We start from the raw sequence: 15,002 nt of genomic DNA, 5'->3' as shown, positions 1-15,002 counted from the left end.
TTAGGGCATGTACATGCCGCCGTTCACATGCAGCGTCTCGCCGGTGATGTAGGCCGCCGACGGGGAGGCCAGGAAGCCCACGGCCTTCGCAATATCCGTCGCTTCGCCCAGGTGACCCAGCGCGATCTGGCCCAGCAGCGCCTGACGGGCGTCCTCGGGCAGCGAACGCGTCATGTCGGTGTCGATGAAGCCCGGCGCCACCACGTTCACGGTGATGCCGCGCGAACCGATCTCGCGCGCCAGCGACTTGGAGAACGCAATGATGCCGGCCTTGGCCGCCGCATAGTTGGACTGGCCCGGATTGCCGGTGACGCCGACCACCGAGGCAATCGAAATGATGCGGCCCTTGCGCGCCTTCATCATGCCGCGCATCACCGCCTTGGAGGCGCGGTACACCGAGGTGAGATTGGTATCGAGAATCGCCTGCCAGTCGTCGTCGCGCATGCGCATCAGCAGCTGGTCGCGGGTGATGCCGGCGTTGTTCACCAGGATCGAGACCGGGCCGAATTCCTTGGCGATGCCATCGATGAGCGCATCGATGGAAGCACCGTCGGTCACGTTGAGCATGCGGCCATGGCCGCCGTGCGCGGCAAGGCGTTCGCCGATCGCGGCGGCGCCGCTGTCGCTGGTCGCGGTACCGATGACGGTGGCGCCCTGCGCGGCCAGTTCATCGGCAATGGCGGCACCGATGCCGCGGCTGGCACCCGTGACGAGGGCGATCTCACCTTGCAGTGTCTTGCTCATCTGTCGTTTCCTTTGGATGGCTGGACGTCGAGCCGTCCAGTCGCATGAATCGTTGGAAGATGCGGGAAATCAGGCCCACTCGGCGCGAGCGGCGTCCAGCTCGGCCGGCGTGCCGATGGCGCGCGCTTCCACGCTCTTGTCGATGCGCTTGATAAGGCCGGCCAGCACCTTGCCCGGGCCAGCTTCAACGATGCGCGTCGCACCGCCCGCGACCAGCGCCTGCACGCATTGGGTCCAGCGCACCGGCAGGTACAGCTGGCGCTGCAAGGCACCGCGAATGTCTTCCAGGTTGTCGTAGCTGCGCGCTTCGGCGTTCTGCACCACCGGCACCGACGGCAACGTCCAGTCGATCGACGCCATGCGCTCACCCAGGCGATCGGCCGCATCGCGCATCAGTGCGCAATGCGAAGGTACCGACACAGCGAGCTTGATGGCCTTCTTCACCCCCTGCTCCGCCAGCTTGGCCAGCGCGCGATCCACCGCCTCGGCATTGCCCGCGATGACAAGCTGGCCGGGCGAGTTGAAGTTGGCCGGCGATACCACCTGGCCCTGCGCGACTTCCTCGCACACTTCCGCGATCTGCGCATCGTCGCCACCGAGGATGGCGGCCATCGCACCGACGCCCGGCGGCACCGCGGCCTGCATCAGGCGGCCGCGCTCGGCGACCAGCTCAGCGGCGTCGTGCAGCGACAGCGCGCCCGCACACACCAGCGCGCTGTACTCGCCCAGGCTGTGGCCGGACATCTGCGCCGGCATCGCGCCACCGAGCTTCTGCCACACGCGCCACACCGCCACGCTGGCGGCGAGCAGCGCCGGCTGCGTGTTCTCGGTGCGGTTGAGGTCTTCTTCCGGACCCTGCTGGCTGAGCGCCCACAGGTCGATGCCCGCGCCCTGCGACGCCTCGTCAAACGTGGCCTTCACTTCCGCGTGCGCAGCGGCCAGCTCAGCCAGCATGCCCACGGATTGCGAACCCTGGCCAGGGAAAACGAAAGCGAGCGTGGCGGCGGTATCGGTCATGGATAGGGGTTTTCTGAAATCGAAAAACGGAATGGTGCCAGTAATCAGCGCCATACGCAGCTGTATTTGGTCACAGAGGGCCCGATCGCCTCACTTTCCCGTCATTCCGGCGCAGGCCGGAATCCAGTGGCCGCATGGCTTGGTTGTCGCAGGAGCCTGTGGAGGCGCTCGCGATAAACGCAGCTCACCGCTACGGGTTTCCGGCCCGCGCCGGAATGACGGGCAAAAAAAAGCCGCCCGCAGGCGGCCTTTCATCGAACTTGAGGCAATCAATAACGCAGCAGCGCCGACGCCCACGTAAACCCGCCACCAAAGGCTTCCAGCAGCAGATTCTGCCCACGCTTGACCTTGCCCGAACGCACCGCGTAATCCAGCGCCAGCGGCACCGAGCCCGACGAGGTGTTGGCGTGTTCCTGCACGGTGACGATCACCTGCTCCATCGGCATCTTCAGGCGCTTGGCCGTTGCCTCGATGATGCGCAGGTTGGCCTGGTGCGGAATCAGCCAGTCGATCTGCGACTCGTCCATGCCAGCGGCCTGCAACGTTTCGTCGACCAGCGAGTCGAGCGTCTTCACGGCGACCTTGAACACTTCGCGGCCAGCCATGTTGATGCGCACGCCGTGGTTGGGCTCGTCCTTGAAGCCGACCGAAACGCCCACGGGGTTGTACAGCAGATGCTTGAAGCCGCCGTCGGCATGCAGCAGCGTGGCGTAGATGCCCGGCTCTTCCGAGGCTTCCAGCACCACGGCGCCAGCGCCGTCGCCGAACAGCACGCAGGTTTCGCGCTCGGTCCAGTCGACCATGCGGGTCAGCGTTTCCGCGCCGATCACCAGCACTTTCTTGGACTGGCCGCTGCGGATGAACTTGTCGGCAATGCCCAGCGCGTAGACGAAGCCCGAACAGGCCGCATTGACGTCGAACGCCGCGCAACCGTTGGCGCCCAGACGATGCTGCACAAGACAGGCGGTGGACGGGAAAATGATGTCCGGCGTCGTCGTGCCGAGCACGATCAGATCAAGCTCCGACGCCTTGACGCCGGCAGCCTCCAGGGCGCGTTCCGCGGCCTCGGTGGCAAGGTCACCGGTGGTCTGGCCCTCAGCGGCGATATGGCGGCGTTGAATGCCGGTACGGCTGACAATCCATTCGTCACTGGTCTCGACGATCTTCTCTAGATCGGCGTTGGTCACCACTCGCTCGGGCAGCGCGCTGCCGGTGCCGGTGATGCGGGCGTAAATCTGGGCCATTAACTTTCCATGCGACGGGTTGGGATGAAGCGGCCGTGAGCCGCTTCCAAACCGTGAACGTTACGTGGGTGATCGCATAAACGCAAAGCGGCGCGAAATCGCGCCGCCATGCGGAACCGTATCCCTTGCGGGAACGATCAATCCTCTTCGACCACCGCACCGGCGGTCTGGATGACCTTCTTGCCGCGGTAGTAGCCGTCCTTGGTGACGTGATGGCGCAGATGCACTTCGCCACTGGTCGGATCGGTCGACAGCTGCACGGTCTTCAGCGCATCGTGCGAACGACGCATGCCGCGGGTGGACGGGGTCTTGCGGCTCTTGGCAACGGCCATGGCGAATCTCCAGCTAAATCAGTTTTTCTTGAGTTCGCGCAAAACCGCGAACGGGTTATCGGTACGCCTTTCGCTGGAAATTTCTTCCGGCGTCGGCCCTGTTACTTCTTCAGGCAGCGTGCTGTCCGGGTTCACCGGGACCAGCGGCAATGCCAACAACAATTCGTCCTCGATGACATCCAGCAAGCTCAGCTTGCTGTCGTCAGCCACCAGCAGCGGTTCGACGTTGGGCGGCAGGGCCGCTTCGTCGCGCTCGGAACGGATCAGGCCCAGCCGGCTATCGACCGTCACGGGCAAGACGAACGTTTCCAAGCTGCGCTGGCAGGTCAGCGTGAGCGGAACCTGGACGCGGACATCGAGGTACGCCGTACCAAACTCATCCCGGCCAAAATCCAGCTCGTATCGCGCCGTTCCGTCCGTTTCGGCCAGGGCGCCACCCAATCGCTTCATGGCGACCACGGGTACTTCCCCTTCGAACGAACGCCGCGCCGAGACCATGCGCCAAGCGTCCACGGACTCTGGCAGTGTCACGGACATAGACCCGAAATCTTAGAATTACAACACGTTGAAGTCAACACGCCGGCCGCCTGGAGACAGCAACAACGCGGGTTTTGCCTGAACGGCGCTGGTACGGCAGACTTTGGACACCCCAGTCTGCGAGCCGGCCGCCCCGTGAATCCCTACCTGATCCTCGGCATCGCTGCCCTGATCATCATTGCCGCGGCCCTGGTCGGTATGACCCTGGCCTACCGGCGCCGGGCCGATCGCCGCGCCCTGAGCCTGCATCGGCTGCTGGAACTGGCCGACCGGCTGGAAGGCGATCTCAAGACCTGCCGAGCCGGCCTGCAGCAGGCCCACGCGGTAATGTCGTTGAATCCCGACCTGCCCGCCAGCAGCGAACAGGAGGCACGCCATGCGATCGATGCCGGCCTGCGCTCGCTGCTTGCCCAACGCATCTGGATCCGCGACACCGCCCCGACCGCCTCGCAAGAGGAGCTGGATAAGGCCGTCGCATCCATGAATGATACCCGCGATCGCCTGCGTCCGCTGCTGGCAGCGCTGGATCGCGCCCAGCACGAGCTGGACAGCGCGATGCGCGAGCACCTGCGCCGGGAACACGACGCGTGAGTCAGCCCACGCTCGTGCTGGGCTCGACCTCTCGCTACCGGGCCGAACTGCTCCGCCGCGTCGTCGCCGATTTCGAACAGCGTGCGCCCGGCACCGACGAGACGCCGCTCGCCGATGAAACGCCACGCGATCGCGCACTCCGTCTCGCCATCGCCAAGGCCCGCGCCGCGGCGGAGGGGCTGGACGATGCGCTCGTCATCGGTTCGGATCAGGTCGCCGAATTGGGCGGCGCCGTCCTGGACAAACCCGGCACCGCGCAGCGTGCGCGCGAGCAGCTGAGCGCCAGCTCGGGGCACGAGGTGCACTTCCACACCGCGCTATGCCTGCACGACACCCGCTCGGGCGAAGACCGGGTGCATGTCGATCACACCGTGGTGAAGTTCCGCAGCCTGGGCACGGACGAGATCGATCGCTACATCGAACGCGAACAGCCGCTCGATTGCGCCGGCAGTTTCAAGTGCGAAGGGCTGGGCATCAGCCTGTTCGAGCGCATCGACAATGAAGATCCTTCGGCCCTGATCGGCTTGCCTCTCATTGCGCTGAGCCGGCTGCTGCGCGAAGCGGGCATTGCCCTGCCCTGATCGATGTCAGCGCGGCTGTTCGGCCTGCGCCGCGCGACGCCAGATCAAGCAGGCATCGTCGCTCGTTGACGTCACCGGCAGCGTCGCCGGCACGCTGCCCACATAGAACGCCATGCGCCGCCGTCCATCGAACAGATCCAGTCGGGACAGCGCCATCGGCTGGCTGATGCGCCCGCACAGCGTGCGCAGCCAATCCTCGCGTTCGCGCACGCGCAAGGCCTTTTCATCGACGGCAAGCAACATCGGTTCGCCGCCATGCGTTCGTCGCAGCGACGCTTCATCGCGCTGCCAGATCGCCAGTTGCGGTGCGCGGCCGTGTTTCACATTGAGCGGATTGTCGAGCGCATAGACGGGCACGCTGCCGCCGAGCTGGAAATCGATTTCCGCCGCGAGCATGAAGTTATCCGCCACCAACACGCCCGGATGTGACGTGAGCAGATCGCCCGCCATTTCGCCGCTTTCACGCCAGCCGACGAAACGCGCAGGAAACGCCTTGACGCCTGCCAGCACGCGCGCACCGTTGTCGCTGGCGGCGAGTCCCAGATAAGCGAGACCGCCAAGTTGGCCGGCAGCCGCCAGCGCAAAGGCAGCCACCAGCCAGCCGCGTCGCCATGGCAAACGCTCGCGCAGCAAGAGCGGCAACGCCGCCAGCAACGGCAGATACCCGGGCAACGGCCAGTGCGCGCGGAAGCGCACGTCGTCCGCAAACAGTCCAAGCACGAAATAAATCGCGATGAAGCTGCAGGACACGATGGCGATGAGGTCCCACGGACGTCCGTCGCCACGACGGCGCCAGCTCGTCCATGCGGCCCACAACAGCAGCGCGTACAACAACGGCGTGCAGGCGAGTGCCTGCTCCAGCGGCTGCACCAGCGCATCGGCATGGAACTGCCACGGGTTGCGCTCCATCAGCTGGAAGGCCACGCTGGCGCCGTGCTGTTGCCAGTTGGACACCAGCAACGGGACCAGCCCGAGCGCGCCAACCAGCAGCGCCAGCCATAGCCCTGGTCGGCGCCACAACGCGCGGCCGCGACGGCTCATCAGGCAAAACAACAGGCCCGCGAGCATCGGCATGGCGGCGCGGTAGTGGGTCAGCCAACACACGCCCAGTGCGGCGCCAAGCAGCAGCCAGTCGCGCAAGCGGTCCCGATCCACGGCCCGCGCCAGCGCCACCAGGGCCAGCATGATCGCCACTGTCAGCGGCACGTCCGGCAGTGCCAGCACGCCCAGGCTGCCGGCCAGCGGCAGGGCCAGACAAAGCAGCGCGGCCTGCCAGCCGGTCCGTTCGTCGAAGGCCTCGCGCGCAAACGCGCGCACCAGCCACGGCAAGGCGCCGCCGATCAGCAGGAAGGGCCAGCGCATGCCGAACACGCTGTGGCCGGCGACGCTTTCGCCCAGGCGGATCAGCAACGCCGTGAGCGGCGGCAGGTCGCTGTAGCCCCAGGCGAGGTGACGGCTTTCCTGCCAGTAGAACGCCTCGTCACCAAACGGTGACAGCGAGGCGGCAAGCATCAGCTTGACCATGCACAACAGCGCGAAGGCGATCACGAAGACGGCTCGCCAGCGTGCGAGACCCGCCGCTACACTGCGGCTGTCACGCATGCGCTCTGCCCTGCATTGCCCTTCCTCGCTGCCAGAAACCCATGTCCGCCATTACTCCGCTCCACGATGAATCGCTACGCACGCGCCTGGAAGCCAGCATGGCCCAGGTCAACCGCGTGCTGCTGGGCAAGCCGCGCCAGGTCAAGCTGGCCTTCACCTGCCTGCTCGCGGGCGGCCATCTTCTGCTGGAAGACGTGCCCGGCGTAGGCAAGACCACGCTGGCCCACGCGTTGGCTGCCAGCTTCGAGCTGGATTTCCAGCGCGTGCAGTTCACCAGCGACCTGCTGCCGTCGGACATTATCGGCGTGAGCGTGTACGAGCGCGAGACGGGCCAGTTCCGCTTCCATCCCGGCCCGATCTTCACCGGCCTGCTGCTCGCCGATGAAATCAACCGCGCCACGCCCAAGACCCAAAGCGCCCTGCTCGAGTCGATGGCGGAAGGCCAGGTCACGGTGGACGGCCAGACGCATATCCTTCCGCAGCCGTTCTTCGTGGTTGCCACGCAGAATCCGCTCGATCTCGCGGGCACCTTCCCGCTGCCCGATTCGCAGCTGGACCGCTTCATGCTCCGCGTCTCGCTGGACTATCCGGACGCGGCCGCCGAACGCGCGCTGCTCACCGGCAGCGATCGCCGCGACCTGCTGGCCCAGCTCACGCCGCAACTGGATGTGGCGGGTCTCTCCGCATTGGCGCGGCAGGCGCAGGCGGTGACTGCCAGCTCCGCCCTGCTCGACTACCTGCAGGCCTTGCTCGCCGCCAGCCGACGTCACGCGGATGTGCGCGTGGGCCTGTCGCCACGCGCGGGGCTCGCCCTGCTGAGTGCGGCGCGCGCCTGGGCGATGCTGAGCGGCCGCCAGCACGTGTTGCCGGAAGACATCCAGGCGCTGTTCGTGCCGTTGGCGGCCCATCGCCTGGTTACCACGCGCGGCGCCAGCGGCGACAGCCTCGCCCGCAGCCTGCTCGCCGACGTCGCGGTGGATTAATGCTCGCCGCGATTCGTCGCGCGCAGGCCTGGGCGGAACGGCGCCTGCCCGCGCTCACGCGACACAAGCGCCCGGAAAGCCTGCCCATCGTGCTGCATCGGCGGCGCGTCTACATCGTGCCCACCGCATTCGGCGCGGCGTTTACCGTGCTTCTGTTGATCATGCTGCTGGGCGCGTTGAACTACACCAACAACGCCGCACTGATGCTCACCTGCCTGCTCGGCTCGGCCAGCTCGGCGAGCATGCTGATCGCCTTTCGCAGCCTCAACGGCCTGAAGCTGACCGCCATCCGCCAGGGCCAGGCGATTGCCGGCGAGCCCATGGCCGTCCACCTGGTGTTCGCCGGCAGCGAGCACGCGCATGCGTCGGTGCATGCGGACATGAACGAGCAGACCGAAGCGTTCTCCATCGGCGCGCATGGCGAAACCGTGCTGAACCTGCAGCTGGATACGCATCGTCGCGGATGGCGCCCGATGCCGCGCATCAAGCTGTGGAGCAACTGGCCGCTGGGGCTGTTCCATGCCTGGAGCTGGCTCCATCCTGAGCAGTCGGTGCTGGTGTGGCCGCGCCCTGAAAGCGGCGGTCCGCCGCCGGCGGTTCCCGGCGAGGCGGGTCGGCAGCAGCGCTTGCACCAGGGCGAAGACATCGCCGCACTGCGGGCCTATCGCGCAGGCGATCCGCAGCGGCATATCGCGTGGAAGCACAGCGCGCGACACGAAAACCTGCTGGTCAAGGACTTCGAGCAGCCCGAGGCGCAGGAGGAGTGGCACCTGGACTGGCGCCAGCTGGCCCAGCTCACGCCCGAAGCGCGCATCGCGCGCTTGGCCCGCTGGTTGGGTGAAGCCGAAACGGTGGGACGTCCCACCAGCCTGTGGTTGCCGACGGAAGATATCGCGCTGGGCCACGGCCGCAGCCATTACGCGCATTGCATGAATGCGCTGGCACAACTGCCGTGATCGGCCTGCGCCTGTTCCGCCACAAGCATCAGGCGCCGCTCGAACGGCGCCCCTTCGATCTGCTTTGCATCACCGTGGCGGTGGTGCTGGGCGTGCATTCACCACATCTGCCGGCCTGGCTGACCGTGGTGCTGGCCGCCATGCTAGGCCTGCGCTGGTGGCAACGCCGTCATCGCGGCGGCCGGGCGCCCGGCTATCTGAAACTGGCGCTGCTGGCCTTGCTCACGGCCGCGGTGATTTACCACTACGACACGCTGTTCGGCCGCGAGCCGGGCGCCGCGCTGGTGGCGGGCCTGCTGGTGCTCAAGTTGTTCGAGACCGAAACACCCCGCGACGCGCGCGTGGGCGCCGCGTTTTCCTGCTTTGCCCTGATGACGGCGCTGCTGTTCGACCAAGGCATGGTGGCGACGGCGCTGGTCGGGCTGGGACTGCTGCCGGCGCTGGCTACTTTGCGCGCGCTACAGCCCGCACGACCGGAAACTTCGCTTCCGCGCGAACTCCTGCCCGCGCTGCGCCTGCTCGGCGCTTCGCTGCCGCTGGCGCTGCTGGCCTTCGTGTTCGTGCCGCGGCTGAGCTCTCCGCTGTGGGGGGCGCCCAATAGCACGCAAGGCCGTACGGGCTTGAGCGAGGACATGTCGCCCGGCGACTTCTCCGAACTGCTGATGGACGATCGGCCGGCGATGCGCGTGACCTTCGTCGGCACGCCGCCACCGAATGCGCAGCGCTATTTCCGTGCCTACGTGTTGTGGAACTACGACGGACGCACCTGGAATCGCCGGGAGCTCGATGGCGCACCGGCCGCCGTCGAGCATGGCCCCGCCATTCAGTACACGATTGCCCTGGAAGCGACCGGCCAGCGCGTGCTGCCCGTGCTCGACGTTCCGCTCGATGCCCCCCAGGCGGCGCACATGGGACCCGACCGCGAGATGCGCGCCGAACGGCCAGTGAACGATCCGCTGGTGTATTCGTTGCGCTCGGCGCCCAGCTATCGCCTGCAGGGACAGCTGAGCGAACGCGAGCGCCGCCGCGCCCTGCAGTTGCCGGCCGGGTTCGATCCGCAGGCGCACGCGCTGGGCCAGCGGTGGCGCGCGCAATACGGCGACAACGACGCGGCCATCGTGCAGGCCGCCATGACGCTGTTCCACGACGGCGGCTTCAGTTACACGCTGGGCCCGCCTCCGCTGGGCCGCAATACCGTCGACGATTTCCTGTTCAGCACGCACGAAGGATTCTGCGAGCACTACGCATCGTCGTTCGTGGTGCTGATGCGCGCCGCCGGCATTCCTGCGCGGGTAGTCACCGGCTATCAGGGTGGCTACTGGAATCGCATCGGCAATTACCTGCTGGTGCGTCAGGCCGATGCCCACGCATGGAGTGAAATATGGCTGCCAGGCCGGGGCTGGGTACGCATGGATCCCACCGCGGCGGTTCGACCTGAACGCGTCAGCCAGGGCTCCGCGGCAGCCAATGCCACGGCAGCTGGCTGGGCAGGCAATCAATGGTGGCTGGCATGGCGCAACCGCTGGGACATCGTCAACCAGTGGTGGAACCAAGGCGTTATCGGCTTTGACACGCTTCGGCAGCGTGGACTGCTGACGCCGTTTGGCGTGCACGACACCGGTGTGGGTTTGCTGGGGTTGCTGCTCGCCATCGGCGGTTCGCTGTTCGCCGTGGGTGGTTTGCTATGGGCCGTATGGCAACGCCCGGAAGCGGATCAGGCACGTACTGCTATGAAGCTGTTGGAAAAGCGATTGGCTTCGGCAGGCGTCACCCGCCGGCACAGCGAAGGACCGCAGCACTATTTCAGCCGCGCCGCACGGGCCCTCCCCAGCCAGCGCGTCGAGCTGGAACAGCTGATGAGGACTTACCTGGACCTGCGTTATGCACATGACGAACCGCCAGCTGACTTGCTGAGAAACTTTCGACAGGCGGCGCGGGACTTTCGGCCGCGTCGCGTGGTCAAATGATATTGAACCGTGGATGCGCCGCATCCACCACACGATGGAGAAGCGTCATGTCCATGTACAAGCCGTTGATTCTCGCGACCGCAGTGGCCACGCTCGCGGCCTGCGCAACGGTGCCGCAACCGCTGCAGGGCACGTTCACCCAGGTCAACTCCGTTTCGGCCCAGCAGGAAGGCAATGGCGCCAGCGGCGCCCAGGTTCGCTGGGGCGGCCAGATCATCGATACCAAGCCCGGTCCGCAGGAAACCTGCTTCTACGTGCTGCAACGCCCGCTGGACGATCAGGCGCGCCCCGTGGCGGCAAGCTCGGACAGCGAAACGCAGGGCCGCTTCGTGGCCTGCCGCGCCGGCTTCTATGATCCGGAAGTGTTCACCCGCGGCCGCGACATCACCGTCACGGGCGTCATCCAGGGCACGACGTCGGAGAAGATCGGCGAGTACAACTACGCCTACCCGCGCGTCCAGGCCAACGTGGTCTACCTGTGGCCCAAGCGTGTGGCAGTGAATTATTACGGCCCAGGCTACTACGACCCGTTCTGGGGTCCCTATTGGGGTCCGGGTTGGGGTCCGTGGGGCGGATGGGGTGGCTGGGGTGGCTATGGTGGCTACTACGGCACGCGCGTGATCGTGCGCCCGCCCCCGCCGCCGCCGCACCGCTGATCGATCCAACAAGAAACGCCGGCTTTCGCCGGCGTTTTTTTGTGCGCGGGAACAGCCTGGTTCAACCCGGCGGCCAATGCATCTGGCGACCGGCCAGCAGGTGCACATGCAGATGAAACACGGTCTGGCCGCCATGCTCGTTGCAGTTGATCACCGTGCGATAGCCCTGCTCGGCCAAACCTTCGTTGCGCGCGTACGCCGCAGCGGCCAACAGCAGCTTGCCCAGCAATTCCGCGTCGGCAGCGGTGGCGCTGTCCAGCGTCGCGATCGGCTTCTTGGGCACGAACAGGACGTGCACCGGCGCTTGCGCATTGAGGTCGCGAAAGGCCAGCACGTCATCGTCCTCGTAGACGATATCGGCGGGGATTTCACGGCGGATGATCTTGCCGAAGATGGTATCGCCCATGTCTTAGCTCCTGGAGCCTGTTCAATGCCTTCACGTGGCCCGCGGCGGGATCTGTTTGCGCGCAGACCAAGGAAGAACGATGGAGTGTACGTCCGTACACGACTGAGTGATGACGCCGGGCTGCGGGCAAACAGACCCGGCCCTTGGGGTGAAACAACGCGGGCTACGTGAAGGCATTGAACAGGCTCTTATGACAACCGCAGCAGCATACCGTGTGCGCCCGGCGCCACCAGCTTGAAACCGAATTTTGCGTAGAGGGCATGCGCGGTGCCGTCCGCGATCAATGCCACCATGGTGTGAACGGGTGCGCGTGCATGCACCTCGTCCATCAGCGCCTGCATGATGCGGCGTCCCAGGCCCTGACCCTGCCATGCCGGCGCCACCGCGATATCGACCACGAACAGGAACAGGCCGCCATCGCCCACCACGCGCCCCATGCCGATCAGCTCGCCCTCGTGGCGCACGCACACCGAGCACCAACTGGCCGGCAAGCCAAGTGCGGCGCCCTCTTCCGTCATCATGCTCAGGCCGGCCGCGCTGCGCAGCGTGCGGTATTCCTGGTTGCCAGGAATCTCCAAGGTGAGCGTTGGCGTCATCGCCTTCAGTCCAGCGACTGGCGGCTGCCGAAGGCGTGCGCCAGCGTGCCGCGGTCGACGTATTCAAGCTCGCCGCCCAGCGGCACGCCGTGGGCCAGGCGCGTGGGGCGCACGTTCGCGGCGCGCGCCAGCTGTGCTAGATAGTGCGCGGTGGCTTCGCCTTCCACGGTGGGATTGGTGGCGATGATCATTTCCTCGATCTCGCCTTCGCCCAGCCGCTCCGTCAGGAGATCGAGGCCAAGCTCTTCCGGGCCCAGCCCATCCAGCGGCGACAGACGCCCCAGCAGCACGAAGTACTGGCCGCGATAGCCCGTCGCCTGTTCGATCGCCGCCAATTCGGTGGGCGATTCCACCACGCACAACACCTGGCGATCGCGGCTGCTGCTGGAGCACAGATGGCATACCGGCGTTTCACTGAAGTTGCGGCAGCGCGAGCAGTTGCCGATCTCGCGCATGGCCTGCTCCAGCACCTGCGCCAGGCGCTGGCCACGCTCGCGGTCGCGCTCCAGCAGGTGGAACGCCATGCGCTGCGCACTCTTGCCGCCCACGCCGGGCAGGCAACGCAACGCTTCGATGAGATCGGTGAGAAGTTTGCTCATGAATCCAACAAGATCACTGTAGGAGCGCACCCTGTGCGCGACCGCGGCGTTGAAGCGTCGACCCGGTTACCGGGTTTCGCAGCCGCATCCCCGCTCCGTAGGTTGTCGCGCACAGGGTGCGCTCCCACAGACTGACAAGCTTAGAACGGCATCTTGAAACCGGGCGGCAGGTTCATGCCCGAGGTCACGCCACCGAGCTTGTTCTTGCTGACGTCCGCCACCTTGTTCACCGCATCGTTGATCGCGGCGGCCACCAGGTCTTCGGCCATTTCCGGATCATCGGCAAACAGCTTGCGGTCGATCTGCACGCGGCGCACTTCATGCACGCCCGTCATCAACACGGTGACCAATCCGCCGCCGGCGCTGCCGGTGACTTCGAGCTTGGCGATCTCTTCCTGCGCACGCTTCATCTCTTCCTGCATGCGCTGGGCCTGCTGCATCAGCTGACCGATCTGTCCTCTCATGGGATAACTCCGCTATCGCTTTCAGTTTTCAAACGGCTTGATCGACTGCGGCACCACTCGCGCGCCGAATTCGCGCTTGAGCGACTGCACCAGAGGATCTTCTTCGATGGCCTGCTCGGCCGCCGACTGGGCAGCCACGCGGGCACTCGCGGCGCGTGCCGCAACGGTTTCGCCGGCCGCGCCGTGCTCTTCGACGAAGCGCAGCTTCACGCGTTCGCCCAGCGCCTGGCTGACCCGGTCTTCCATCTGGCCGACCATCGGTTCGACCGCCAGATGCATGTGCATGGGCTGCAATGCGAGCACCAGCGTATGGCCTTCGCGATCGCGCAGGACGGCGTTCTGTGCAAGCTGTCCCAGCGGACCGCGGAAGTTGGCGTGCTCGATCAGGCTGTCCCAGTGCGGCAGGCCGCGGGCATCCACCGCCACCGTCACCCGGGGCGCAGGGGCAGCCGCCACGGGTGCTGCCACGGGTTCGGGGATGGGAGCCGCGCGCGCCGGTGACGGCGCCGCGACGCTGGCCACGTGCATGCGTTCGTTGGCCACGGGCGCAGCCGTACGCGGCGCGGGGGCCGGCGCGCGGGGTGCGGCGCTCGCTGCCGGACGTTCGGCCTGCGAAGAACCACCGCCGTCGGCCGGACGAAACGCCAGCATGCGCAGGATGGCCATTTCGAAACCCGTGCGCGCATCGGGCGCCAGCGCGAGATCGCGGCGGCCGGTGGTGGCGATCTGGTAGTACAGCTGCACGTCTTCCGGAGCCAGCTGTTGCGCGAGTTCGATCAACGCACTGTCGTCGCTGCCGTTCTCTTCCGGACGGTAGCCCGGTACCAGCTGGATCAGCTGGATCCGGTGCAGCACGCTGGCAAGATCGTCCAGCACGCCGCCGAAATCCGGCGAGTACGAGGCAATGCGCGTGCACTCGGCCATCAGCGATTCGCCGTTGCCTTCGGCCAGCGCCTGCAGCAGGCCCAGCACCTGACCGCGTGCGACGCTGCCCAGCATGGCGCGCACGTCATCGACGCGCAGCGAACCGCCGCCATAGGCGATGGCCTGGTCGAGCAGGGACAGGCCGTCGCGCAACGAACCGTCCGCGCCGCGCGCCAGTTCGGCGATGGCGGCGTCTTCGTAGGAAATGTTTTCCGCGCCCAGGATGTGGCGCATCTGCCCGGAGATCTGCTCCGGCAGCAGGCGCTTGAGATTGAACTTCAGGCAGCGCGACAGCACCGTCACCGGCAGCTTCTGCGGATCGGTGGTGGCGAGCAGGAACTTCACGTGCGGCGGCGGCTCTTCCAGCGTCTTCAGCAAGGCGTTGAAGGCCGGCTTGGAGAGCATGTGCACCTCGTCGACCAGGTACACCTTGAAGCGGCCGCGGGCGGGGGCGTATTGCGCGTTCTCGATCACCTCGCGCACATCGTCCACGCCGGTGTTGCTGGCCGCGTCGATCTCCAGCAGGTCGACGAAGCGCCCCTGGTCCACCGCCGTGCACACGGCGCACTCGCCGCAGGGATCGGCCGATTCGCCGCGCTCGCAGTTGAGCGACTTGGCGAAGATGCGGGCAATGGTGGTCTTGCCCACGCCACGGGTACCGGTGAACAGGTAGGCGTGGTGCATGCGGCCGGTGTCGAGCGCATTGGTGAGCGCGCGCACGACGTGCTCCTGCCCGACCAGTTCAGCGAACTTGCGGGGGCGCCACTTGCGTGCGAGGACCTGATAGGACATTCGGCTATACC

At 66.5% G+C, this 15,002-nt stretch carries 17 protein-coding genes; 6 read left to right on the top strand and 11 right to left on the bottom strand.

Annotated features, from left to right (window positions below; translation table 11 throughout):
• The 5 genes from fabG to ACN9MB_RS07765 all read right to left on the bottom strand — a co-directional run bounded on the left by fabG (position 1) and on the right by ACN9MB_RS07765 (position 3,874).
• On the bottom strand, positions 1 to 744 hold the full coding sequence (fabG, locus tag ACN9MB_RS07785; RefSeq protein ID WP_204634533.1) for a 3-oxoacyl-ACP reductase FabG: 744 nt from the start codon (positions 742 to 744) through the stop codon (positions 1 to 3).
• 69 nt (positions 745 to 813) lie between these two features.
• Entirely contained in the window at positions 814 to 1,761 is a 948-nt protein-coding gene (fabD, locus tag ACN9MB_RS07780) for an ACP S-malonyltransferase (RefSeq protein WP_426271397.1), read from the bottom strand.
• A gap of 269 nt (positions 1,762 to 2,030) precedes the next feature.
• Positions 2,031 to 3,005 carry a beta-ketoacyl-ACP synthase III gene (locus ACN9MB_RS07775; RefSeq protein ID WP_046970144.1) on the bottom strand — a complete coding sequence of 325 codons (975 nt, stop codon included), beginning with the start codon at positions 3,003 to 3,005 and terminating at the stop codon, positions 2,031 to 2,033.
• Between the two features lie 137 nt (positions 3,006 to 3,142).
• A complete protein-coding gene (gene rpmF / locus ACN9MB_RS07770) occupies positions 3,143 to 3,337 on the bottom strand; it encodes a 50S ribosomal protein L32 (protein WP_046970143.1) in 195 nt (64 codons plus the stop codon).
• Positions 3,338 to 3,355: 18 nt separating this feature from the next.
• Positions 3,356 to 3,874 carry a YceD family protein gene (locus ACN9MB_RS07765; RefSeq protein ID WP_425490756.1) on the bottom strand — a complete coding sequence of 173 codons (519 nt, stop codon included), beginning with the start codon at positions 3,872 to 3,874 and terminating at the stop codon, positions 3,356 to 3,358.
• A gap of 135 nt (positions 3,875 to 4,009) precedes the next feature.
• On the opposite strand from ACN9MB_RS07765, the gene ACN9MB_RS07760 reads away from it, so the two are divergent.
• Positions 4,010 to 4,465 (top strand): hypothetical protein, encoded by a 456-nt coding sequence (locus tag ACN9MB_RS07760; protein ID WP_204634531.1) that lies wholly within the window; start codon positions 4,010 to 4,012, stop codon positions 4,463 to 4,465.
• Positions 4,462 to 5,046, top strand: a complete 585-nt coding sequence (locus ACN9MB_RS07755) for a Maf family protein (protein ID WP_426271396.1) — start codon at positions 4,462 to 4,464, stop codon at positions 5,044 to 5,046. The genes ACN9MB_RS07760 and ACN9MB_RS07755 overlap by 4 nt, the downstream gene beginning before the upstream one ends.
• Positions 5,047 to 5,052: 6 nt before the next feature.
• Here the strand turns inward: ACN9MB_RS07755 and ACN9MB_RS07750 are convergent, their stop codons facing one another.
• Positions 5,053 to 6,648 carry an ArnT family glycosyltransferase gene (locus ACN9MB_RS07750; RefSeq protein WP_426271395.1) on the bottom strand — a complete coding sequence of 532 codons (1,596 nt, stop codon included), beginning with the start codon at positions 6,646 to 6,648 and terminating at the stop codon, positions 5,053 to 5,055.
• Between the two features lie 41 nt (positions 6,649 to 6,689).
• Between ACN9MB_RS07750 and ACN9MB_RS07745 the strand changes: the two genes are divergently transcribed.
• From ACN9MB_RS07745 to ACN9MB_RS07730, 4 genes are read left to right on the top strand one after another with little or no spacing between them, the layout of a single operon-like run.
• Positions 6,690 to 7,631 (top strand): AAA family ATPase, encoded by a 942-nt coding sequence (locus ACN9MB_RS07745; protein ID WP_204634528.1) that lies wholly within the window; start codon positions 6,690 to 6,692, stop codon positions 7,629 to 7,631.
• Entirely contained in the window at positions 7,631 to 8,587 is a 957-nt protein-coding gene (locus ACN9MB_RS07740; protein ID WP_426271394.1) for a DUF58 domain-containing protein, read from the top strand. Before ACN9MB_RS07745 ends, ACN9MB_RS07740 begins: the two co-directional genes overlap by 1 nt.
• Entirely contained in the window at positions 8,584 to 10,554 is a 1,971-nt protein-coding gene (locus tag ACN9MB_RS07735) for a transglutaminase TgpA family protein (protein WP_426271393.1), read from the top strand. Before ACN9MB_RS07740 ends, ACN9MB_RS07735 begins: the two co-directional genes overlap by 4 nt.
• 47 nt (positions 10,555 to 10,601) lie before the next feature.
• Positions 10,602 to 11,210, top strand: coding sequence for a Slp family lipoprotein (locus ACN9MB_RS07730; protein WP_426271392.1), 609 nt, complete (start codon positions 10,602 to 10,604; stop codon positions 11,208 to 11,210).
• A gap of 61 nt (positions 11,211 to 11,271) precedes the next feature.
• On the opposite strand, the gene ACN9MB_RS07725 is transcribed toward ACN9MB_RS07730, so the two are convergent.
• The 5 genes from ACN9MB_RS07725 to dnaX form a co-directional block, all read right to left on the bottom strand.
• Positions 11,272 to 11,616: a histidine triad nucleotide-binding protein gene (locus ACN9MB_RS07725; protein WP_204634525.1), complete on the bottom strand. Its 345-nt coding sequence runs from the start codon at positions 11,614 to 11,616 to the stop codon at positions 11,272 to 11,274.
• Between the two features lie 188 nt (positions 11,617 to 11,804).
• Positions 11,805 to 12,212, bottom strand: coding sequence for a GNAT family N-acetyltransferase (locus ACN9MB_RS07720; protein ID WP_426271391.1), 408 nt, complete (start codon positions 12,210 to 12,212; stop codon positions 11,805 to 11,807).
• A gap of 5 nt (positions 12,213 to 12,217) precedes the next feature.
• On the bottom strand, positions 12,218 to 12,811 hold the full coding sequence (recR, locus tag ACN9MB_RS07715; RefSeq protein WP_204634523.1) for a recombination mediator RecR: 594 nt from the start codon (positions 12,809 to 12,811) through the stop codon (positions 12,218 to 12,220).
• A gap of 140 nt (positions 12,812 to 12,951) precedes the next feature.
• Positions 12,952 to 13,275 (bottom strand): YbaB/EbfC family nucleoid-associated protein, encoded by a 324-nt coding sequence (locus tag ACN9MB_RS07710; RefSeq protein ID WP_046970131.1) that lies wholly within the window; start codon positions 13,273 to 13,275, stop codon positions 12,952 to 12,954.
• A 21-nt stretch (positions 13,276 to 13,296) separates the two neighbouring features.
• Positions 13,297 to 14,991, bottom strand: coding sequence for a DNA polymerase III subunit gamma/tau (gene dnaX / locus ACN9MB_RS07705; RefSeq protein ID WP_426271390.1), 1,695 nt, complete (start codon positions 14,989 to 14,991; stop codon positions 13,297 to 13,299).
• Positions 14,992 to 15,002 lie beyond the last annotated feature (11 nt).

Source organism: Dyella kyungheensis (genome assembly GCF_049913195.1).
GTDB lineage: Bacteria > Pseudomonadota > Gammaproteobacteria > Xanthomonadales > Rhodanobacteraceae > Dyella > Dyella kyungheensis.
This window is presented reverse-complemented; position numbering and strand designations above follow the sequence as displayed.

What these genes read in the sequence shown, in the direction of transcription:
- fabG (WP_204634533.1), bottom strand. Translation starts at nt 744, where the DNA reads ATGAGCAAGACACTGCAAGGTGAGATCGCCCTCGTCACGGGTGCCAGC.
- fabD (WP_426271397.1), bottom strand. Translation starts at nt 1,761, where the DNA reads ATGACCGATACCGCCGCCACGCTCGCTTTCGTTTTCCCTGGCCAGGGT.
- ACN9MB_RS07775 (WP_046970144.1), bottom strand. Translation starts at nt 3,005, where the DNA reads ATGGCCCAGATTTACGCCCGCATCACCGGCACCGGCAGCGCGCTGCCC.
- rpmF (WP_046970143.1), bottom strand. Translation starts at nt 3,337, where the DNA reads ATGGCCGTTGCCAAGAGCCGCAAGACCCCGTCCACCCGCGGCATGCGT.
- ACN9MB_RS07765 (WP_425490756.1), bottom strand. Translation starts at nt 3,874, where the DNA reads ATGTCCGTGACACTGCCAGAGTCCGTGGACGCTTGGCGCATGGTCTCG.
- ACN9MB_RS07750 (WP_426271395.1), bottom strand. Translation starts at nt 6,648, where the DNA reads ATGCGTGACAGCCGCAGTGTAGCGGCGGGTCTCGCACGCTGGCGAGCC.
- ACN9MB_RS07745 (WP_204634528.1), top strand. Translation starts at nt 6,690, where the DNA reads ATGTCCGCCATTACTCCGCTCCACGATGAATCGCTACGCACGCGCCTG.
- ACN9MB_RS07740 (WP_426271394.1), top strand. Translation starts at nt 7,631, where the DNA reads ATGCTCGCCGCGATTCGTCGCGCGCAGGCCTGGGCGGAACGGCGCCTG.
- ACN9MB_RS07730 (WP_426271392.1), top strand. Translation starts at nt 10,602, where the DNA reads ATGTCCATGTACAAGCCGTTGATTCTCGCGACCGCAGTGGCCACGCTC.
- ACN9MB_RS07725 (WP_204634525.1), bottom strand. Translation starts at nt 11,616, where the DNA reads ATGGGCGATACCATCTTCGGCAAGATCATCCGCCGTGAAATCCCCGCC.
- ACN9MB_RS07720 (WP_426271391.1), bottom strand. Translation starts at nt 12,212, where the DNA reads ATGACGCCAACGCTCACCTTGGAGATTCCTGGCAACCAGGAATACCGC.
- recR (WP_204634523.1), bottom strand. Translation starts at nt 12,811, where the DNA reads ATGAGCAAACTTCTCACCGATCTCATCGAAGCGTTGCGTTGCCTGCCC.
- ACN9MB_RS07710 (WP_046970131.1), bottom strand. Translation starts at nt 13,275, where the DNA reads ATGAGAGGACAGATCGGTCAGCTGATGCAGCAGGCCCAGCGCATGCAG.
- dnaX (WP_426271390.1), bottom strand. Translation starts at nt 14,991, where the DNA reads ATGTCCTATCAGGTCCTCGCACGCAAGTGGCGCCCCCGCAAGTTCGCT.